Raw genomic sequence first — 19,581 nt, forward strand, 5'->3', positions numbered from 1 at the left:
CGGTCCGACTCCGACGTCGGCCCGTGGCCCCGGACCGACGTTCCAGCGCGAGACCCGTCGACACCGACGCCGACACCGCCCAGAGGGGACAGCCCATGCCGCACCTCCGATCCCGCACCTCACCACCGCCGTCGGCCGCCCCGGCCCCAACGGCCCTCCGAACCCCCGCCTCCCGCCCGAGCCGGCGCACGGTCCTGGGCGCGAGCGCGCTCGGCGCCGGCGCGGCGACCCTGGGCCTGGCCGGATGCGGCTCGGGCAGCAGCGGCGGGAAGCAGTCCATCGTCGTCGCGATCGTCTCGAACCCGCAGATGCAGGACGCGATCGGGCTCGTCGACCACTTCCGGGCGGACCACCCCGACGTGGACGTGCGCTTCGTGTCCCTCCCGGAGAACGAGGCCCGCGCGAAGATCACCGCGTCGGTCGCCTCGGGCGGCGGCGAGTTCGACGTCGTGATGATCTCCAACTACGAGACCCCGCTGTGGGCGAAGAACGGCTGGCTGACCGACCTGCAGCCGTTCATCGACAAGACCGACGGCTACGACCCCGAGGACTTCATCCCCACGATCCGCGAGGCCCTGACCTCCGGGAAGTCGATGCACTCGGTGCCGTTTTACGGCGAGAGCGCGTTCCTCGTCTACCGCAAGGACCTCTTCGACGAGGCCGGGCTGACCATGCCCGGCCACCCCAGCTGGGACGACATCCGCTCCTTCGCGAAGACCCTGCACGACCCGGAGAACGGCATGTCCGGCATCGCCCTGCGCGGCCTCGCCGGCTGGGGCGAGAACCTCGCGCCCATCAACACGGCCATCAACACCTTCGGCGGCTGCTGGTTCGACATGGACTGGGCGCCGCGGCTGGACTCCGAGGAGGTCCGCGAGGCCGTCTCCACCTACGTCGACACCGTGCGCACCTGGGGCCAGCCGGGCGCGGCGACCTCCGGCTTCGGCGAGTGCCTCACCCAGTTCTCCCAGGGCAACGCGGCCATGTGGTTCGACGCCTCCTCGATGGTCTCCGGGATCGAGAACCCCGACTCCTCGACCGTGGTCGGCAAGACCGACTACACGCTCGGGCCGACGGTCGAGACCGAGTCCACCGGCTGGCTCTACTCGTGGGCGCTCGCGATCCCCGAGACCTCCACGAAGAAGCAGGCCGCCTGGGACTTCATCGCCTGGATGACCCACCCCGACTACTTCCAGCTGGTCGGCAAGGAGGTGGGCTGGGAGGCGCTGCCCCCGGGGTCCCGCAGCTCGACCTACGAGATCCCCGAGTACAAGAAGCTCGCCGCCCACTACGCGACCCCCACCCTCGACTCGATGGACAACGCGACGCAGGAGAAGGCCATGACCCAGGAGGTCCCCTACCCCGGACTGCAGTTCGTCGGCATCCCCGAGTTCCAGGACCTGGGCACCAGGGTGGGCCAGCAGCTCTCCGCGGCGATCGCCGGCGGGCAGAGCGTCGAGGACGCCCTCTCCCAGGCGCAGACCTTCGCCGCGTCCGTCGCCCGCACCTACGGATGGGAGGGCTGAGCGATGACGACCACCGCCGCAGCCGAGACCCCGCAGTCCCGCGGGAGCTCGCAGCCCCGTCGCACCGCGCCGCCGCGCGGCACCGCGCAGTCCCGGGCCGACGGATGGAGCCGGCGCCTGCCGCTCCTGCCCGCTTTCGTGTTCGTGGTGATCTGCACGCAGATCCCGTTCCTGCTGACCATCTGGTACTCGCTGCGCTCGCGCAACCTGCTGCGCCCCGAGGGCGAGGAGTTCGTGGGCCTGCAGAACTTCCTCGACATCTTCCGCGACTCCACGTTCCGCGGCGCCGCGCTGAACTCGATCCTCATCACGCTCGCGTGCGTGGCCGTCGCCCTGCTGCTGGGGCTCGGGCTGGCCCTGCTGCTGGACCGGAAGTTCCTGGGCCGCGGGATCGTGCGCACCCTGCTCATCACGCCGTTCCTCATCATGCCGGTCGCCGGCGCGATGCTCTGGTCGATCTCGATGTTCGACCCCACCTACGGACTCGTGAACTGGCTGATCTCCCTCGTGGGCGTCGGCCCCGTGGACTGGACCAGCCAGCTGCCGGTGTTCTCGATCGTGGTGGCGCTGGTGTGGCAGTGGACGCCGTTCATGATGCTCCTGCTGCTCGCGGGCCTGCAGTCGCAGACCGGCGACGTGCTCGAGGCCGCGTCGATGGACGGTGCCTCCCCGTGGCAGACGTTCCGCCACATCACGCTCCCCCACCTGCGCTTCTACATCGAGCTGTCGGTGCTGCTGGGCGCGATCTACGTGGTCAACACCTTCGACCAGATCTACCTGATGACCGCGGGCGGACCGGGCACGGCGAGCGCGAACCTGCCGTTCTACATCTACCAGCGCGCGTTCCTCGGCTTCGACATCGGCCAGTCCGCCGCGATGGGCGTGGTCACCGTCGTCGCCACCATCATCATCTCCACGCTCGCGCTGCGCCTGATCTTCCGCAGCATCAACGCCAAGGAGCAGTCATGAGCACCGTCGCCGACGCCTCCCCCGCCCCTTCGCCGCGGCCCTCGTCCGCGGGTTCGACAGCTTCCCGCGCGTCGGCCCCCGGCGCCCCCGCGATCCGCCCCAAGCGCGCCCGCGGCACCACGACCGGACGCCTGCTGGGCATCCTCGCCTGGATCGTCGGGCTGATCTTCTTCGCGCCGGTCGCGTGGATGGTGCTCACGAGCTTCAAGCAGGAGTCGCAGGCCGCGTCGAACCCGCCGACCTTCCTGTTCACCCCGACCCTCGACCAGTACAAGGCGGTGCTCGCCTCGGGCGCGGGCAGCTACCTGCTGAACTCGGTGATCGCGACGGCCTGCTCGACGCTGCTGGTGCTCGTGCTCGCCATCCCCGCCGCCTACGCGCTCAGCATCCGGCCGGTGAAGAAGACCCAGGACGTGCTGTTCTTCTTCATCTCCACGAAGATGCTGCCGGTGGTCGCGGTGATCATGCCGATCTACGTGATCGCCGGGCAGCTGCGGATGCTCGACAACCTGCTCACGCTGATCGTGCTCTACACGGCGATGAACCTGCCGATCGCGGTGTGGATGATGCGCTCGTTCTTCCTCGAGGTGCCCGGCGAGGTGCTCGAGGCGGCGTCGATCGACGGCGCCTCGCTCATGCGCACGATGCGCACGGTGCTGCTGCCGATGGTGGCCCCCGGCGTCGCGGCGACCGCGCTGATCTGCGTGATCTTCGCGTGGAACGAGTTCTTCTTCGCCCTGAACCTCACCGCCGCCAACGCCGCCACGGTGCCGATCTACCTCATGAGCACGATGACCTCCGAGGGCCTGTTCCTCGCGCGGCTCTCCGCCGCCTCGGTCATCGCCTCCCTGCCCGTGGTGCTCGCCGGCTGGATCGCCCAGAAGCAGCTGGTGCGCGGGCTCTCGATGGGCGCGGTGAAGTAAGGGGTCGCGAGGGTCTGCATTACGGTCGGAGCTCTCTCGCGCGGAGGACGTCCGTCGCGTGTCGGGTGCGGCGCGAGGGCGGCCGCGGGACTCGGTCAGGTAGGACCAGAGGCGCGACCCGGTCTGACCAGGGGAATGTGGATGATCGACCGACGCTCCGCCCCGCCGCGTGCACCCTGGGGCGATGACCCGGACCCCGGAACCGCTGCCGAGCACCCTCGGGCCCGTGTTCACTGCTGCCGAGGCGTTCGCGGCCGGCGTGAGCGCTCGCCGGCTGCGGGCGCCGGACCTGGGGCGGGTGCAGCGCGGCCTCTACCGGCGGGGTCCCCGGTTCACTCCCGAGGACGTCGCGCGGGCACTGCGCTGGTCGGACGCGAGCGTGATGCTGTGCGGCCCCACCGCCGCGCAGGTCCTCGGCATGCCGCTCCCCTCAGCCCTCGATGTCGCGAACACCCAGCAGATCCATCTCACGAGCGCCCATGCACGGCGCAGCTCGAGGATGCTGATCTGGCACCGCCTCACGATCGCCCGTGACGACGTCGTCGACGCGCAGGGATGCCGCCTCACCGGTCGGGTACGCACAGCGTTGGACCTCGTCGAGCATCTGACGCCCGACGACCTCGTCTCCGTCCTCGACCATCTGATCCGCCACCCGCGCCCCCGATTCGAGGGCCGCTCGGCTCCGTACGCGACCCCCGAGGGTCTGCGCCTCGCGATCGACTCCTCCCGACGAACCGGACGCGGGCACCTGCGCGCCGCGCTCGCGCGGGCACGGGTCGGCAGCGACTCCCCGGCCGAGACCTCGCTGAGGCTGGCGCTCGTGCGCGCCGGCATCCCCGATCCCCAGCTCAACGTCAGGGTGTGGGAGGGCGACGTCGACCTGGGGGAACCGGACCTGAGCTGGCCGGAGTGGAAGGTGTGCGTCGAGCACGAGGGCCCCAGCCACCTCACCCCCGAGCAGCTGGCGAAGGACATCCGTCGCGGCAAGCGGCGCGCGGCCCACGGGTGGATCGAGATCCGCACCGTCGCCGAGCACCTCCGCGCCGGAGGACGGCTCGCGGCGCATGAGGTGCGGGGCGCCCTCCGCTCGCGCGGGTGGGAGGGCTGAGTTGAGGGGTGTGGGAGCGGGCGCCTGGGCTCTGGCTCCTGGCTCGACACGAACAGTGCTGCGCAACGGTCGTTTTGAGCCTCCTAAACGACCACTGCGCAGCACTCAAGATCCGATCCCCACCTCAAAGCACCTCAAAGCAGGGGCCGCGCACGAATAGTGCTGCGCAACGGTCGCTATGAGCGTCCTAAACGACCACTGCGCAGCACTCAAGGAATGGGCACCGCGCCGGAAGGCGGGCCACACACGAACAGTGCTGCGCAACGGTCGTTTTGAGCCTCCAGAACGACCATTACGCAGCACTCAAACGCAACGTGCAGCGGGAGGCACGGTGCGCCGCTCCCGCCGGTGCACCGCCCTCGTGAGCACGGTGCACCCGCCCCCGTGGGAACGGTGCACCCGCGCCCGCGGGAACGAGGCGCCCTCGCCCCTCGCCCTGCGCACCCGCGCGCCCGCGTCAGCCCGCGAGGCGCCCGATGACCTCGGCGTTGAAGGCGTCGAGGTCGCCGGGGTTGCGGCTCGTGGTGATGCCGCGGTCGGTGACGACCTGCTCGTCGACCCAGTCGGCCCCCGCGTTGCGCAGGTCGGTGGCGACCGAGGTGAAGCTGGTCATCCGGAGCCCGTCGACGAGTCCCGCCTCGATGAGGATCCAGGGGGCGTGGCAGATCGCGGCGATGGGCTTGCCCGCGGAGGCGAAGGCCTTCACGAGGCCCACGGCGTCCTCGTCGATCCGCAGGGAATCGGCGTTCAGGGTGCCGCCGGGCAGGACCAGGGCGTCGTACTCGTCGGCGCTCGCGCCCTTGATGGGCCCGTCGACGGGGAACTCCTTCCCTCGGTCCCAGTCGCCGTTCAAGGCGACGACGGCGCCGTCCTCGGCGGAGAGCAGCACGGTCTTCGCGCCGGCCTCCTGGAGGGCGGCGAGGGGCTGGGCGAGCTCGGGCTCCTCGACGCCGCGGTTCGCGATGAGTGCGACGGTGCGTCCGGTCAGGTCGGTCATGATGCTTCCCTTCGCTCGGGGTTCCCGCGGAGCGGGATTCGGTGTCCACGCTATGCCCGGCGGGTGCGGTCGTGAAGTGGTCGCGCCAGGAGCGAACAAGGTGCCGCGCGTGGCGCCTGCGCCGCGCGCGTGACGCCGGTGCCGCGCGTCCCGGGCGCCGCGGGCTCAGGAGCGAACAGGGCGCCACGGGAACCGCGCAGGCCCCGGGCGCTCAGCGCGCGTCGGCGCGGAAGGTGCGCAGGCGCAGGCTGTTGAGCACCACGAACACGCTGGAGAAGGCCATGGCCGCACCGGCGAGCATGGGGTTCAGCAGGCCGAGCGCGGCCAGCGGGATGGCGGCGACGTTGTAGGCGAAGGCCCAGAACAGGTTCCCGCGGATCGTGCGCAGGGTGCGGCGTGCGAGGCGGACCGCGTCGGCCGCGGAACGCAGGTCGCTGCGCACCAGGGTGATGTCGGCGGCCTGGATGGCGGCGTCGGTGCCGCCGCCCATGGCAAGGCCCAGGTCGGCCTGCGCGAGGGCGGCCGCGTCGTTGACGCCGTCGCCGACCATCGCGACCTTCCGCCCCTCTCCCTGCAGGCGGGCGATCACGGAGACCTTGTCCTCGGGCATGACCTCGGCGATCACCTCGTCGATGCCGACCTCGGAGGCGACGCGCTCGGCGACGGTGCGGCCGTCGCCGGTCAGCAGCACGGGGCGCAGTCCCAGCTCGCGCAGGCGCGAGATGGCCTCGGCGCTCGAGGGCCTCACGGCGTCAGCGACGGTGAGGACGCCGCGCGCCTGCCCGTCCCAGGCGACGAGCACGGCGGTGCGGCCGGCCTCCTGCGCGCTCTCCTGGAACTCGGTGAGCTCGGCCGGCACCCGGGCCCCGTCGCCCCCGCTGGACCCCTTGGACCCGCGGGTTCCGTCGTCCCCGAGCCCCCGTCCCACGCTCACGAGCACCCCGTCGACGGTCCCGCGGGCGCCGCGGCCGGGCAGGGCCTCGAAGCCGGTCGCCTCGGGCACGTTCCCGATGCGCTCGCCGGCTCCGCGGGCGATGGCCTGGGCGATCGGGTGCTCGGAGGAGTCCTCGACGGCGCCCGCGCGGCGCAGCAGCGTCTCGGTGTCGATGCCGTCGGCCGGATGCACATCGACGAGTGTCATGCGCCCGGTGGTCACGGTGCCGGTCTTGTCCAGGACCACCGTGTCGAGGTCGCCGGTGCTCTCGAGCACCTCGGGCCCCTTGATGAGGATGCCCAGCTGGGCGCCGCGGCCGGTGCCCACCAGCAGCGCCGTGGGGGTCGCGAGGCCCAGCGCGCACGGGCAGGCGATGATGAGGACGGCCACGGCCGCGGTGAACGCGGCCTCCGCTCCGTGCCCGGTGAGCACCCAGATCACGAGCGTGACGAGCGCGATCCCGAGCACGATCGGCACGAACACGCCGGAGATCCGGTCGGCCAGGCGCTGCACGCGCGCCTTGCCGGACTGGGCGTCCTTCACGCGCTGCGCCATCTGGGCGAGCTGGGTGTCGGCGCCCACGCGGGTCGCGCGCACCACGAGGCGCCCGCCGCTGTTGACGGTCGCGCCGGTGACGGCGTCTCCCTCAGCGACCTCCTGGGGCACCGACTCGCCGGTGAGCATGGAGGCGTCCACGGCGCTGTGCCCGGAGACGACCTCGCCGTCGGTCGCGATCTTCTCGCCGGGCCGCACCACGAACTCGTCGCCCACGGCGAGGTCGCCGATCGGCATGCGCACCTCGGTGCCGCTGCGCAGCACGGCCACGTCCTTCGCGCCCAGGTGGAGGAGGGCCCGCAGGGCGGCCCCGGCCTCGCGCTTCGAGCGCTTCTCGATGTACCGGCCGGCGAGGATGAACAGGATGACCCCGGCGGCGACCTCGAGGTAGATCGTGGAGGCGCCGTCGGACCGGGAGATGGTGAGGTCGAAGCCGTGGTGCATGCCCGGCATGCCGGCGTCCCCGAGGAACAGGGCGTACAGCGACCACAGGAACGCGGCGGTGGTGCCCATCGAGATCAGGGTGTCCATCGTCGCCGCGCCGTGGCGGGCGTTGATGAGCGCCGCACGATGGAACGGCCAGCCGGCCCAGACGATCACCGGCGCGGCGAGCGCGAGCGAGGCCCACTGCCAGTACGTGAACTGCAGCGCCGGGAGCATGGCCAGGGCGATCACGGGGATCCCGAGCACGGCCGCGCCGATCAGACGCTGGCGCAGGGAGGCCAGCTCGGGGTCGACGGGCTCGGCGTCGGAGGTGTCCACGACGGTGGGCCCGGTCGAAGATCCCGGGGCGCTCGACGGACCGGCTGCGTCCGATGGATCTGCGCCGGATCCGTCCGCGCCCGACGGCGCTGGGCTCGACGCGCCCGCGGGCATCGTGGCCGTGTATCCGGCCTTGGCCACGGTCCCCACCAGCACCTTGGGGTCGAGATCCGCGGGTGCGGTGACCCTCGCGGACTCGGTCGCGAAGTTGACGCTCGCCTCGACGCCGTCGAGCTTGTTGAGCTTGCGCTCGATGCGGTTCGCGCAGGAGGCGCAGGTCATCCCGCCGATGTCGAGGTCGATCCCGCGCAGCGGGCCGACGGCGCCGCCCGTAGCGCTGCGCTCATCGGAGTCGGCGGATGTCATCGGAGCTCCTTCGGGGCGGGATCAGAGGGAAGGGCGGCGGCGGGGCCGGACAGCCAGCGCGGACCGGACACCCAGCGCGGGCCGGACGACCGGCGCAGATCGAACGGCCTCCGCGGGCCGCGACGCCGCCTCAGCCGACGCGGCTCGCCTCGTACCCGGCCTCCTCGACGGCGGCGAGCACGGCGGTCTCGTCGATCGCCTCGGGGCCGGAGACGACCAGGCGGCCGGTCTCGTGGCTGACCTCGATGCCCTCGACGCCGGGGACCTCACCGACCTCTTCACGCACGGACATCTCGCAGTGCCCGCAGGTCATCCCGGTCACCTGGAACTCGGTCGTGGTCATGGACTCCTCCTCGGTTCGTGGGCGCCCGCTCGGGCACACCCCGAATCTATACCCCTAGGGGGTATCACTGTCAACGAGTCCCGCAGGCCGCCGCGCACCGGCGCCGCCCCGCTCTCGGGTACCCTGCGGACACCCGTCCCCGTCCGGCTCGTCACGTCCATCCCGTCCCCGACCCCGTCGAGCACTCCGCCCGACGCCTGGAGGTTCCCCGTGCCACCCAGGAAACCGCCGACCGTCTACGACGTCGCGACGCGCGCAGGGGTCTCGATCGCAACGGTCTCGCGCGTGCTGCGCAGCCCACAGAAGGTCACCGAGTCCACGCGGGAGAGGGTGCTCGCCGCGATCGACGAGCTCGGCTACGTCCCCAATGCGAGCGCCCGGGGGCTCGCGGGCCGCCGCACCGGCGTGCTGGGCCTGCTCATCCCCGGCCACGACGCCCCGCCGGTGCCGCAGCCGGGATCCGCGGGCGATCATGTCGTCGAGTTCATCGACGACATGGACCGCAGCTTCGTGGACCCCGAGCGCAACCACTACTTCGAGCAGCTCGTGCGCGGTTGCGAGATCAGCGCCTGGGGCAGCGGCTATGCGCTCCTGGTCGCCTCCGGCCCCGACCTCAGCCGGAGCGTGGTGCTGGACGATCTCGAGGGCCGGGTCGACGGGATCATCGTCATCTCCCGCACCGTGCCCGACGACCTCATCGCCCGCTCGGCGCGCCGCGTGCCGCTCGTGGTGGTCGCCGGCCGCGCCGCCGGGACCGCCGATTCGGTGCGCGTGGACAACGCGGGCGGGATGGCGGCGGTGACCCGCCACGTGCTCGCGCGCAAGCCCGAGGGCCCCGTGCTCTACCTGGGCGGGCCCGCGGATTCGCCCGACGGGGTCGAGCGCGAGGAGGGCTTCCGCCGCGAGATCGACGGCAGCGGCGAGACCTGGCGCATCGCGTCCACCGACTTCACGACCGAGGGCGGGGCGCAGGAGATGCGCCGCGCCCTCGCGGACGTCCGCCCGGGCGCGGTGATCGCGGCGAACGACCAGAGCGCGCTCGGGGCGCTCACGGAACTGCGAGAGGCCGGCATCAGCGTCCCCGACGACTGCGTGGTCACCGGCTTCGACGGCATCGAGGACGCGCGCTGGTCCCGTCCGCCGCTCACCACCGTGCGCCAGCCGATGACGGACGTCGGCGTCCAGGCGGTCCAGACGCTGCTGCGCCGGATGGCCGATGCCGACGCTCCCGGCCAGGACCTGCAGCTCCCGGTCGACGTGCTGCTGCGCGAGAGCTGCGGGCCGCTCGGGCGCTGAACGCCCGGAGCCCCGCGCCCTCAGACGATCGGCCGCACGAGCATCCCCTCGGCGACGCTCCCGGGCACCTCGACGCCCTCGCGCCCGAGCACCCGCACCAGCGGGCCCGCGCCCGCCGCGCCACTCTCCCCCGCGTCGACGTCGAGCTCCACGCCCGGCACGAGCCCCAGCTCGCGGGCGGTGCGCAGCACCTCGGGGTCGGCGTCGGAGACCACGAGGACGCGGAAGCGGCCGGCGCCGGTGACGCTCGCGAGGCGCCGCGCGTCCTCGGGGTGGGCCCAGCGGTGGTCGGCATCGGGGATGGGGTCGCCGTGGGGGTCCGCCGTCGGATGCTCGAGGATCGCGTCGATGCGGGCGATGAAGGTGTCGCTCACGGCGTGCTCGAGGCGCTCGGCCTCGTCGCGCACCTCGTCCCAGTCGTAGCCGAGGGCCTCCACCAGGTAGGTCTCCAGCAGACGGTGGCGGCGCACCATCGCGATCGCGCACTGCGCTCCCGCCTCGGTGAGCTCGACGGGCTTGTAGGGGATGCGGGCCACGAGGCCCTGGGCGTCCAGGCGCTTGAGGGTCTCGGTGACGTTGGCGGCGGAGGTGCCGAAGCGCTGGGCGAGCTCGCCCGTGGTGATCGGCGGGGCACCCCATTCGGTGCGCGACCAGATCACCTTGAGGTAGTCCTGGGCCACGGGACTGAGCTCGTCGGGGTTCACCCCGGCATCGTATCGCCGGGGCCGATGGCGACCTCCGGCTCGCCCCTGCTCACTCGCCCGTGAGGGACATCGGGACGAGCGCGAGGTTCAGGGCGACGATGAGCGCGACGACGATCCAGGCGATCACGGTGACCGGCCGCGAGTTCGCGAAGCTCCCCATCAGGGCGCGCCGGCCGGTGAGGGTCACGAGCGGCACCAGGGCGAAGGGCAGGCAGAGGCTGAGCACGACCTGGCTGAGCACGAGGGCCGCGGTGGGCTCGGCGCCGATCGCGAGGACGACGAGTGCGGGCAGCAGGGTGAGCAGGCGGGAGAGCACGAGCGGGATCCGCCGGTGCAGCAGGCCGCGCATGATCTCGCTGCCCGCGTAGGCGCCCACGGAGGAGGAGGCGAGGCCGGAGGCGAGCAGGCCGATCCCGAAGAGCACGCCGACCACGGGCCCGGAGGCGGCGGCGATCGCGGCCTGCGCGCCCTCGATGGTGTCGGTGCCGGGGATCCCGGGGAGCGCCTCGGCGGCCAGGACCAGCATCGCGATGTTCACGGTGCCCGCGAGGCACAGAGAGAGCACCACGTCCCAGCGCGAGGCGCGGACCACGCGGGTGATCCGCCCGGGCGAGCGGTCGGTGCCATGGCGGTCGCGCACGAGTCCGGCGTGCAGGTAGATCGCGTGGGGCATGACGGTCGCGCCCAGCATCGAGGCCGCGAGCAGCACGGTGCCGCCGCCGTCGAAGCGCGGGATCAGCCCGTCGGCGAGGGCCACCGGATCGGGCGGGGCGACGACGAGCCCGGCGAGGAAACCGATGGTGATCACGCCCAGCAGCCCGATGATCACGTGCTCGAAGGGCCTCTGGCCGAAGCGGGACTGCACGGCGAGCAGGGCCATCGAGACGGCGCCGACGATGACGCCGCCGACCAGCAGCGGGAGTCCGAAGAGGATGCGCAGGGCGATCGCGCCGCCGACGACCTCGGCGATGTCGGTGGCGATCGCCATGGCCTGCGCCTGCAGCCAGAACAGCAGGCGCGAGCGCCGCCCCAGGGTCGCTCCGAGGTGATCGGCGAGGGTGCGGCCGGTGACCGCGCCGAGCTTCGCCGAGAGGTACTGGACGAGCATCGCCATGAGGTTCGCGACCACGAGCACCCACAGCAGCAGGTAGCCGTGGCGGGCGCCGGCGGTGACGTTCGCGGCGATGTTCCCGGGGTCCACGTAGGCCACGGCGGCGACGAAGGCCGGGCCCAGCAGGCGCAGCGTGCGCCAGGGGCCGCGGGGCCGACGGGCGGGGCCGGGCTCGCGCGACCCGTCGGGACGCGCACCGGGCCGACGCCCTTCCTCCGTGCGAGGAACGGGTGCCTGGGTGCGCTGATCGACCACGGGTTCCGCCATGGATTTAACGTACCTTAAAACATGCCTCGGTGCACACCCGTCGGGCGCGCGTCGCGATCACTGCGCCCCGTCCGCCCGCTCGGGCACCGAAGTCCACCGCGCTCGAGCACCCGCACCTGAACCGCACCCAACCCGCGCCAGATCCGTGCCGGATCGGCGCCCGGACACCTCTTGCGCCCGTCTATGTATGCGCATACACTCACAATCCTCCGGCCGCCCGAGCCTGCGCACCCGTCGCGCTCCCCCGGGCGATCGACCCCGAGCGAGACCCCTGGGCGAGACCCATGAGCGACCGCCCCAGCGGACCCGCACGGATCAGGCCGGAGACCTCTTGCACAACGACGTCAGGATCGAGTCCCGTGCCTTCCACGAACACCCCGCGCGTCGGCCGTCGCACCCTGCTGACCGGGGCCTCCGCCGCGCTCCTCGCGGGCGCCGCCTCGGGCTGCAGCCTGCAGGTGCGCAGCCGCCCGGACCCGACCATCGGCGCGGACACCCTGCAGATCGCGGGAGACAAGGGCAATCCGACGTTCACCGCGAACTTCAACCCGTTCCAGGCGAACGCCCGCACGAGCGTCGGCCTGATCTACGAGCCGCTGATCCTGCTCAACCCGCTCGACGGATCCATGGACCCGTGGCTCGCCGCGGACTGGGACCAGAGCGACCCGTCGTCGGTGACGATGACGCTGCGCGAGGGCGTGACCTGGTCCGACGGCACGCCGCTCACGGCCGACGACGTCCTGTTCACCTTCCGCATGCTCAAGGAGTTCCCGGCCAACGACCTCAAGGGCGTCTGGGGGCACCTCGACTCCCTCGAGGCCGACGGCTCGCGGATCCGCTTCACCCTGAAGGGCTCGGACTCCCCCGCGGTCGGCATCCTCGGCGCGACGCTCATCGTGCCCGAGCACATCTGGTCCGACGTCGAGGACCCCACCACCTGGCGCAACGAGAAGCCCGTCGGCTCGGGCCCCTTCACCCTCGCGAGCTTCACCCCGCTCCAGTACTCGATGGACCGCTTCGCGGACCACTGGGCGGCCGACGACGTGGACGTCGAGCACATTGTGTTCCCCGCCGCGACCGGCGAGCTCGACGTGGTCACCAAGGGCTACGACTGGTGCTACTCGTTCATGAGCGACGTCGACGCCACCTGGGGCGCGGCCAACGCGCACAACCGGCACTGGTTCCCGCCGGGCGGCATCATCGGGCTGCACCCGAACCACGACAAGGCGCCGTTCGACGACCTCGACGTGCGCCGCGGCCTCGCGCTCGCGATCGACGGCGACGCCGTGGGCCAGGCGGCCGCGGAGGGCTACATGGACGAGGCCGGTCAGACCGGCCTGCTCCTGCCCAACCAGGAGGACCTCCTGGATCCGTCGATCCCCGACAAGGGGATCATCGCCCAGGACGCGAAGGCCGCCATCGCCTCCTTCGAGAAGGCCGGCTTCACGCACGACGGGTCCGTCATGCGCACGAAGGACGGCGACCCCTTCACCCTCGCGATCACCACCGCCAACGGGTACACCGACTGGCTGCGGGCGGTCCAGGAGGTCCAGCGCCAGCTCGGGAAGATCGGCATCGAGGTCACCATCTCCGCACCCCAGGCCGCCGCCTACGAGGCCGCCCTCTCCGACGGCGACTTCACGCTCGCGGTCGGCTCCTCCAACGGCTCGGACGCCTACCAGGGGTACGCGAACCTGCTCTCGAGCGAGTACTACCAGCCCGTCGGGAAGACCAGCCAGAACAACCGCATCCGCTTCCGCGACGAGGAGGTCGACGACCTCCTGCGCCGCTACCGCGAGAGCGTCGACGAGGACGAGCAGACCGAGATCATCCACGGTCTCGAGCAGGCCTTCTACGAGAAGATCCCGATCGTCTCCCTCTACTACGGCGGCCTCTGGGGGCTGTACAACGACGGCCGGTTCACCGGCTGGCCCGACGCCGAGGACCCGTACACCGCGCCGCAGACGTACGGCTCCTCCCCCCTGAAGGTCCTCACCCGGCTGCGCCGCGCGGGGAAGGAGAGCGCGTCATGAGATACGTGCTGAACAAGCTCGGCCTGTTCGCCCTCACCCTGTGGGCGGCGGTCACCCTGAACTTCCTGCTGCCGCGCCTGATGCCCGGCTCCCCGGCCGACGCCGCGATCGCCCGGCTCGCCCAGAACGGCCCGGTCTCCGAGGAGACCCGAGCGGCCGTCGAGGCCCAGCTGGGAGTGCCGGACGGCAGCCTGCTCGCCCAGTACTGGGCGTACCTGGGGCAGGTCGTGCGCCTCGACTTCGGCGTGTCCTACGCGTTCTACCCGGAGCCGGTGAGCGGGCTCATCGGCCGCGCCCTGCCCTACACGCTGATCCTGGTGGGCGCGGTGACCGTGCTGGCCTTCGTGCTGGGCACCCTGCTGGGCGTGATGGCCGCATGGAAGCGGGGCACCTGGATGGACGCCCTGCCCACCGTGGGAGGCAGCTTCATCAACACCTTCCCCTACTTCTGGACCTCGCTGCTGCTGCTGTTCTTCCTCGGGTACATCGCCCACCTGTTCCCGACCTCGGGCGCGTATTCGGCGACCACCACCCCGCAGCTCAGCGGCTCCTTCGTCGTCGACGCGCTCTACCACGCGGCGCTGCCGGCGCTCACCCTGCTGGTGACGTCGCTGGGCGGCTGGATCATCGGCATGCGCAACGCCATGATCAACACGCTCGGCGAGGACTACGTGACCTTCGCCGAGGCCAACGGGATCGGCGGGCGCACCGTCGCCCTGCGCTACGCCGCCCGCAACGCGATCCTGCCCAACCTCACGGGCTTCGGGATGGCCCTCGGCGGGGTCGTCGGCGGCTCGATCCTCGTCGAGCAGGTCTTCGGCTACCCCGGCATCGGGTTCCTGCTGTTCAACGCCGTGATCGGCCAGGACTACCCGCTCATGCAGGCGCTCTTCCTCATGATCACCGTGAGCGTGCTGGTGGCGAACCTGCTCGTGGACATCCTCTACGGCGCCCTCGACCCAAGGACCAGGCGATGAACCGCAGACCAGAGACCGCACCAGGCGCAGCCCCCACGACCGAGCGGCGGATCCACCCGGGGCTGCGCGCCCTGGCGTCCTCGGCCCGCACGGTGTGGGGCAATCGCAAGGCCCGCATCGGCCTGATCGTCATCGGCATCCTGCTGCTGGTGGCGCTGTTCGCGCCGCTGCTCGCCCCCTACGGCCCCACCGACAACTCCTTCGACCGCAGCCAGGACGCCTCGCTCCAGCACTGGCTGGGCACCACGGCCGCCGGGGAGGACGTGCTCAGCCAGCTGATCTTCGGCGCGCGCATCAGCGTGCTGGTGGGCTTCGGCGCCGGCTTCATCTCGACCCTGATCGCCGTGATCGTGGGGCTCACCTGGGGGTACCTGACGGGCTTCGCGGCCGACGCGATCAACTTCCTCGTCAACCTGTTCCTCGTGATCCCGGGGATGCCGCTGATGATCGTGGTCGCGACCTATCTCAGCAACGGCGGCATCTCGGTGATCATCGTGGTCATCGCGATCACCGGCTGGGCCTGGGGCGCACGCGTGCTGCGCAGCCAGACCGCGACCCTGCGCTCGCGGGACTTCGTGCAGTCCGCCCGGTTCTCCGGCGAGCGGGCGGGCCGGATCATCTTCCGCGAGATCCTGCCCAACATGACCTCTCTGATCACGGGCTCCTTCTTCGGGGCGGCGACCGCCGCGATCCTCGCCGAGGCGGGCCTCGAGTTCCTGGGCCTCGGGGACTCCTCGGTGGTCAGCTGGGGAACGATGATCTATTGGGCGCAGAACTCCAACGCGCTGCTCACCGGGCAGTGGGCGCTGCTGTTCGCCCCCGGTCTGTGCATCGCCCTCATGGCCACGTCGCTCACGCTCATCAACTTCGGCGTGGACGGCATCAGCAACCCGCGGCTGCGGGAAGGGAGCACCGGACGATGACCAGCACCCAGACCTCCGCCGCGCGGGACTCCGCGGCCGACGGTCCGATCCTCGCGGTCCAGGACCTCTCCGTCGTCTACGAGCCCGTCGGCGCCTCCCCCACCCATGCGGTGCGGGAGGTGAGCCTCGAGGTCTCCCGCGGGGAGTTCGTCGGGCTCGTCGGCGAGTCCGGATCGGGCAAGTCCACGCTCGGCTTCGCGATCACGGGGCTCGCCTCGGCGCCCGCGCGGATCGAGGGCGGGCGCATCGTCTTCGCGGGCCGCGACATCGCCACCATGGACCACGAGTCGCTGCGCGCCCAGCGCCAGGGCGGCTTCGCGATGGTGCTGCAGTCCGGCATGAACGCGCTGAACCCTGTGCGGACGATCCGCAAGCACTTCCACGAAATCTTCGCCGCCCACGGGCACGTGCCCCGGGCACGGCGCGATGCCCGCGCCGCGGAGCTCGTGGGCAAGGTGTCCCTGGGGCCCGACGTGCTGGACCGCTATCCCGACCAGCTCTCCGGCGGCATGCGCCAGCGCGTGACGATCGCGCTCGCGCTCTCGTTGGAACCGCAGCTGATGGTGTTCGACGAGCCCACGACGGCGCTCGACGTGCTGGTCCAGCACGCCGTCATGGACACCATCCGCGAGCTGCAGGCCAGCGAGGGCTTCACGGCGATCCTCATCAGCCACGACCTGGGCGTGGTGCTCGAATCGGCGCACCGCGTGCTCGTCATGCACGACGGCCGGATCGTCGAGGACGCCTCGAGCACCGACATCCTCACCCGTCCCCGGCACGAGTACACGCGGATGCTGCTCTCCCACTACGCGGACCCGCGGGCCGAGGTCGTGAGCCTGCCCGGTCTCGAGGACCGCGCGGTGCTGCCCGCGGATCGGGCCGATGGGGACTCGGAGCCGACCCGCGCGCCAGTCCCGTCGGCGGCACCAGTCCCGTCGGCAGCATCGGCAGGACCTGAGCTGCGCGTGCGCGGCGTGAGCAAGGCCTATGCGCCCCCGCGGCGCGGCCTGCCGCCCGTGCGCGCCGTCCAGGACGTCTCCTTCACGCTCGCGCCGGGCGGGGCGACGGCCCTCGTCGGCCAGTCCGGAAGCGGCAAGTCCACCCTCGCGAAGCTCATCACCGGCATCGAGCGGCCCACCGAGGGCACCATCGAGATCGGCGACGTGTCCGTGGGCGACCTGCCCAGGCGCCGGCTGCGGGACCTCCGCCGCACGGTGCAGATGGTCTTCCAGGATCCGTACACGGCCCTGAACCCGCTGAGCACGGTCGAGTACACGCTCTCGCGGGCCGTCGCGAACCTCACCGACGTGCGCCGCGACGGCGTGCGGCGCCGGGTGCGCGAGCTGCTGGAGACGGTGGGGCTGACGCCGGTCGAGCAGTACCTGACCAAACTCCCCCACCAGCTCTCGGGCGGGCAGCGCCAGCGGGTCGTGATCGCCCGGGCGCTCGCCTGCGACCCCCGCGTGATCATCGCCGACGAGCCCGTCTCGATGCTCGACGTGTCGCTGCGCGCCGGGGTGCTCTCACTGCTGCGCGAGCTGCGGGAGACCACCGGCGTCTCCCTGCTGTACATCACGCACGACCTGCTCAGCGCCCGTCTCGTGACCGACGAGATCATCGTGCTGCACGAGGGCCGGATCGCCGAGGACGGCCCGACGGCCCAGGTCATGCGGGCCCCGCGCGACGAGTACACGATCCGTCTGCTCGACGCGATCCCCGATCCCCGCCGGGCGCTCAGCGCCTGAGACGACCCACCACGAAGGAGCCCCATGTCCACCCTCCGCTTCCCCGACGGCTTCCGCTGGGGCGCCGCGACCGCCGCCCACCAGATCGAGGGCAACAACGTGAACTCGAACTGGTGGGAGCTCGAGCACCGGCCCGGCTCCCCGGTCGTGGAGCCCAGCAACGACGCGGCGGACAGCTACCACCGCTTCGCCGAGGACATCGCCCTGCTCGCGGACGCCGGCCTGAACGCCTACCGCTTCAGCATCGAGTGGGCGCGCATCGAGCCCGAGCGCGGCGTGGTCTCCCGGGCCGAGCTCGCCCACTACCGGCGGATGATCCAGGCCTGCCTCGACCACGGCGTCGAGCCCATCGTCACCCTCATGCACTTCACGGTGCCGCGCTGGTTCGAGCGCGACGGCTTCTGGCGGGCCGACGACGCCCCCGAGCTGTTCGCCCGCTACACGGAGAGCGTGCTCGGGATCCTCGACGGGGTGCGCGTGGTGTGCACGATCAACGAGCCGAACATCGCGGCGATGCTCGCGGGCGGCGAGGACGCGAAGAACCTGGTCGCGCACGGCCTGCCGTTCCCCGACCTGCACGTGGCCGATCAGCTGCTGGCCTCCCACCGCCGCTCCCGCGAGGTGCTCTCCGCGCTGCCGGGCGTGCAGTCGGGCTGGACGATCGCCACCCAGGCCTTCCACGCGAGCGACGAGGAGGGGAGCGAGCAGGCGCTGCTGGAGTACGGGCATCCGCGCGACTTCTGGTACCTCGAGAACTCCGCGGGGGACGACTTCCTGGGCGTGCAGGCCTACACCCGCACCTTCATCGGCCCGGAGGGCCCGCTCCCCGTCGCCGACGGGGTCGAGACCACGCTGACCGGATGGGAGTACTTCCCGCCGGCGGCGGAGCTGGGACTGCGCAGCGCCTGGGAGCTGAGCGGCCACGTGCCGCTGATGATCACCGAGAACGGCATCGCGACCGCCGACGACGCCCGCCGCATCGACTACACGCGCGGCGCCCTCGAGGGCGTGCACCGGGCGATCGCCGACGGCATCGACGTGCGCGGCTACCTGCACTGGTCGCTGCTGGACAACTTCGAGTGGGCGAGCGGGTATCGGCCGACGTTCGGGCTGGTGGGCTGGGACCCGCAGACCTTCGAGCGCCGACCGAAGCCGAGCCTCGCGTGGCTCGGCGACATCGCGCGGCACGGCGCGCTGGAGACGGAGACCTCCGCGGCGGAGTGAGCATCGGACCAGATGGTGCGCGACGCGCGGATCGGCTGGCGCTCAGTCCACAGTCCTCAGTCCTCGGACCAGCCGGCCCGCGACGCTCAGACCAGCTGGTCCTCGCCCGGGCGATCGGGCGTCTGCGCCGAGGCCGAGGCGGCGGCCTTCCGAGACTTGGCCCGCTTGCGCAGGGCCTCGATGAGCATCGGCACCACGGAGACGAACACGAGGGCGAGCACGGCGATCTCGAGGTTCTCGCGGATGAACGTGACGCTGCCCAGCGCGTAGCCGAGCATCGTGATGAGCACGACCCAGAGCACGGCGCCGACGGCGGACCAGGTGTAGAAGATGCGCCGCTGCATCTGGCCGACGCCGGCGACGACGGTGATGAAGGTGCGCACGATCGGGACGAAGCGGCCCAGCACCAGGGCTCGTCGGCCGTAGCGGTCGAAGAACTCGATGGTGCGGTCGAAGTAGCGGCGCTTGAGGAAGCGGCCGTCGCGCTCGTAGAGCTTCCCGCCCAGGCCGCGACCGATCTCGTACCCCACGACGTTGCCGGCGAAGGCGGCGACGCACAGGGTCAGCAGGGACAGCGCGAGCGGGACGCCGAGACCGCCGCCGTGGGAGAACATGCCGACGGCGAAGAGCAGGGAGTCGCCGGGAAGGATCGGGAAGAACAGTCCGCACTCGATGAAGACGATCGCGTGGGCGACCCACCAGAAAGCGGCGCCGAAGCGCTCCAGCAGCTGCGTGGGGTCCATCAGCATGTGCAGCAGGTCCATGGGGCCTCTTCCGTGGTCACGTCTCGTGGTCGTGTCGATGTCGGGGCGCGGTGC

At 71.8% G+C, this 19,581-nt stretch carries 16 protein-coding genes; 10 read left to right on the forward strand and 6 right to left on the reverse strand.

All coding sequences use genetic code 11. The features are described 5' to 3' along the window. Positions 1-95: 95 nt before the first annotated feature. From M4486_RS11545 to M4486_RS11560, 4 genes are all read left to right on the forward strand, one after another. The gene (locus M4486_RS11545) at positions 96-1,526 is read left to right on the forward strand and encodes an ABC transporter substrate-binding protein (RefSeq protein WP_249477322.1); all 1,431 of its coding nucleotides are present in this window, start codon (positions 96-98) and stop codon (positions 1,524-1,526) included. Positions 1,527-1,529: 3 nt separating this feature from the next. Continuing rightward, complete coding sequence (locus M4486_RS11550) at positions 1,530-2,495, forward strand: carbohydrate ABC transporter permease (RefSeq protein ID WP_249477323.1); 966 nt, start codon at positions 1,530-1,532, stop codon at positions 2,493-2,495. Then, entirely contained in the window at positions 2,492-3,418 is a 927-nt protein-coding gene (locus M4486_RS11555; protein WP_249477324.1) for a carbohydrate ABC transporter permease, read from the forward strand. Before M4486_RS11550 ends, M4486_RS11555 begins: the two co-directional genes overlap by 4 nt. A gap of 184 nt (positions 3,419-3,602) precedes the next feature. Beyond that, positions 3,603-4,526 carry a hypothetical protein gene (locus M4486_RS11560; protein ID WP_249477325.1) on the forward strand — a complete coding sequence of 308 codons (924 nt, stop codon included), beginning with the start codon at positions 3,603-3,605 and terminating at the stop codon, positions 4,524-4,526. Between the two features lie 457 nt (positions 4,527-4,983). Here M4486_RS11560 and M4486_RS11565 read toward each other — a convergent pair whose 3' ends face one another. The 3 genes from M4486_RS11565 to M4486_RS11575 all read right to left on the reverse strand — a co-directional run bounded on the left by M4486_RS11565 (position 4,984) and on the right by M4486_RS11575 (position 8,483). Further along, positions 4,984-5,523 (reverse strand): type 1 glutamine amidotransferase domain-containing protein, encoded by a 540-nt coding sequence (locus M4486_RS11565; RefSeq protein WP_249477326.1) that lies wholly within the window; start codon positions 5,521-5,523, stop codon positions 4,984-4,986. Between the two features lie 211 nt (positions 5,524-5,734). Then, positions 5,735-8,140: a heavy metal translocating P-type ATPase gene (locus M4486_RS11570; RefSeq protein WP_283257919.1), complete on the reverse strand. Its 2,406-nt coding sequence runs from the start codon at positions 8,138-8,140 to the stop codon at positions 5,735-5,737. Between the two features lie 130 nt (positions 8,141-8,270). Further along, positions 8,271-8,483: a heavy-metal-associated domain-containing protein gene (locus tag M4486_RS11575; RefSeq protein ID WP_249477327.1), complete on the reverse strand. Its 213-nt coding sequence runs from the start codon at positions 8,481-8,483 to the stop codon at positions 8,271-8,273. A 210-nt stretch (positions 8,484-8,693) separates the two neighbouring features. On the opposite strand from M4486_RS11575, the gene M4486_RS11580 reads away from it, so the two are divergent. Further along, a complete protein-coding gene (locus M4486_RS11580) occupies positions 8,694-9,779 on the forward strand; it encodes a LacI family DNA-binding transcriptional regulator (RefSeq protein WP_249477328.1) in 1,086 nt (361 codons plus the stop codon). 20 nt (positions 9,780-9,799) lie between these two features. Here the strand turns inward: M4486_RS11580 and M4486_RS11585 are convergent, their stop codons facing one another. Both M4486_RS11585 and M4486_RS11590 read right to left on the reverse strand, forming a co-directional pair. Next, a complete protein-coding gene (locus M4486_RS11585) occupies positions 9,800-10,483 on the reverse strand; it encodes a metal-dependent transcriptional regulator (RefSeq protein WP_249477329.1) in 684 nt (227 codons plus the stop codon). 49 nt (positions 10,484-10,532) lie between these two features. Next, entirely contained in the window at positions 10,533-11,861 is a 1,329-nt protein-coding gene (locus M4486_RS11590; protein ID WP_249477330.1) for an Nramp family divalent metal transporter, read from the reverse strand. 359 nt (positions 11,862-12,220) lie between these two features. Here M4486_RS11590 and M4486_RS11595 point away from each other — a divergent pair, with 359 nt between their 5' ends. From M4486_RS11595 to M4486_RS11615, 5 genes are read left to right on the forward strand one after another with little or no spacing between them, the layout of a single operon-like run. After that, on the forward strand, positions 12,221-13,894 hold the full coding sequence (locus M4486_RS11595) for an ABC transporter substrate-binding protein (RefSeq protein WP_249477331.1): 1,674 nt from the start codon (positions 12,221-12,223) through the stop codon (positions 13,892-13,894). Next, positions 13,891-14,871, forward strand: coding sequence for an ABC transporter permease (locus M4486_RS11600; protein ID WP_249477332.1), 981 nt, complete (start codon positions 13,891-13,893; stop codon positions 14,869-14,871). The genes M4486_RS11595 and M4486_RS11600 overlap by 4 nt, the downstream gene beginning before the upstream one ends. Beyond that, a complete protein-coding gene (locus M4486_RS11605) occupies positions 14,868-15,794 on the forward strand; it encodes an ABC transporter permease (protein ID WP_249477333.1) in 927 nt (308 codons plus the stop codon). Before M4486_RS11600 ends, M4486_RS11605 begins: the two co-directional genes overlap by 4 nt. Further along, the gene (locus tag M4486_RS11610; RefSeq protein ID WP_249477334.1) at positions 15,791-17,539 is read left to right on the forward strand and encodes an ABC transporter ATP-binding protein; all 1,749 of its coding nucleotides are present in this window, start codon (positions 15,791-15,793) and stop codon (positions 17,537-17,539) included. The genes M4486_RS11605 and M4486_RS11610 overlap by 4 nt, the downstream gene beginning before the upstream one ends. 24 nt (positions 17,540-17,563) lie before the next feature. Beyond that, complete coding sequence (locus tag M4486_RS11615) at positions 17,564-18,763, forward strand: glycoside hydrolase family 1 protein (protein WP_249477335.1); 1,200 nt, start codon at positions 17,564-17,566, stop codon at positions 18,761-18,763. Positions 18,764-18,849: 86 nt separating this feature from the next. On the opposite strand, the gene M4486_RS11620 is transcribed toward M4486_RS11615, so the two are convergent. Further along, positions 18,850-19,527, reverse strand: a complete 678-nt coding sequence (locus tag M4486_RS11620; protein WP_249477336.1) for a DedA family protein — start codon at positions 19,525-19,527, stop codon at positions 18,850-18,852. Positions 19,528-19,581 lie beyond the last annotated feature (54 nt).

The organism is Brachybacterium kimchii (genome assembly GCF_023373525.1).
GTDB lineage: Bacteria > Actinomycetota > Actinomycetes > Actinomycetales > Dermabacteraceae > Brachybacterium > Brachybacterium kimchii.

Excerpts from the sequence above, each read along its gene's own strand:
- M4486_RS11545 (WP_249477322.1), top strand. The coding sequence starts at position 96 with ATGCCGCACCTCCGATCCCGCACCTCACCACCGCCGTCGGCCGCCCCG.
- M4486_RS11550 (WP_249477323.1), top strand. The coding sequence starts at position 1,530 with ATGACGACCACCGCCGCAGCCGAGACCCCGCAGTCCCGCGGGAGCTCG.
- M4486_RS11555 (WP_249477324.1), top strand. The coding sequence starts at position 2,492 with ATGAGCACCGTCGCCGACGCCTCCCCCGCCCCTTCGCCGCGGCCCTCG.
- M4486_RS11560 (WP_249477325.1), top strand. The coding sequence starts at position 3,603 with ATGACCCGGACCCCGGAACCGCTGCCGAGCACCCTCGGGCCCGTGTTC.
- M4486_RS11565 (WP_249477326.1), bottom strand. The coding sequence starts at position 5,523 with ATGACCGACCTGACCGGACGCACCGTCGCACTCATCGCGAACCGCGGC.
- M4486_RS11570 (WP_283257919.1), bottom strand. The coding sequence starts at position 8,140 with ATGACATCCGCCGACTCCGATGAGCGCAGCGCTACGGGCGGCGCCGTC.
- M4486_RS11575 (WP_249477327.1), bottom strand. The coding sequence starts at position 8,483 with ATGACCACGACCGAGTTCCAGGTGACCGGGATGACCTGCGGGCACTGC.
- M4486_RS11590 (WP_249477330.1), bottom strand. The coding sequence starts at position 11,861 with ATGGCGGAACCCGTGGTCGATCAGCGCACCCAGGCACCCGTTCCTCGC.
- M4486_RS11600 (WP_249477332.1), top strand. The coding sequence starts at position 13,891 with ATGAGATACGTGCTGAACAAGCTCGGCCTGTTCGCCCTCACCCTGTGG.
- M4486_RS11605 (WP_249477333.1), top strand. The coding sequence starts at position 14,868 with ATGAACCGCAGACCAGAGACCGCACCAGGCGCAGCCCCCACGACCGAG.
- M4486_RS11610 (WP_249477334.1), top strand. The coding sequence starts at position 15,791 with ATGACCAGCACCCAGACCTCCGCCGCGCGGGACTCCGCGGCCGACGGT.
- M4486_RS11615 (WP_249477335.1), top strand. The coding sequence starts at position 17,564 with ATGTCCACCCTCCGCTTCCCCGACGGCTTCCGCTGGGGCGCCGCGACC.
- M4486_RS11620 (WP_249477336.1), bottom strand. The coding sequence starts at position 19,527 with ATGGACCTGCTGCACATGCTGATGGACCCCACGCAGCTGCTGGAGCGC.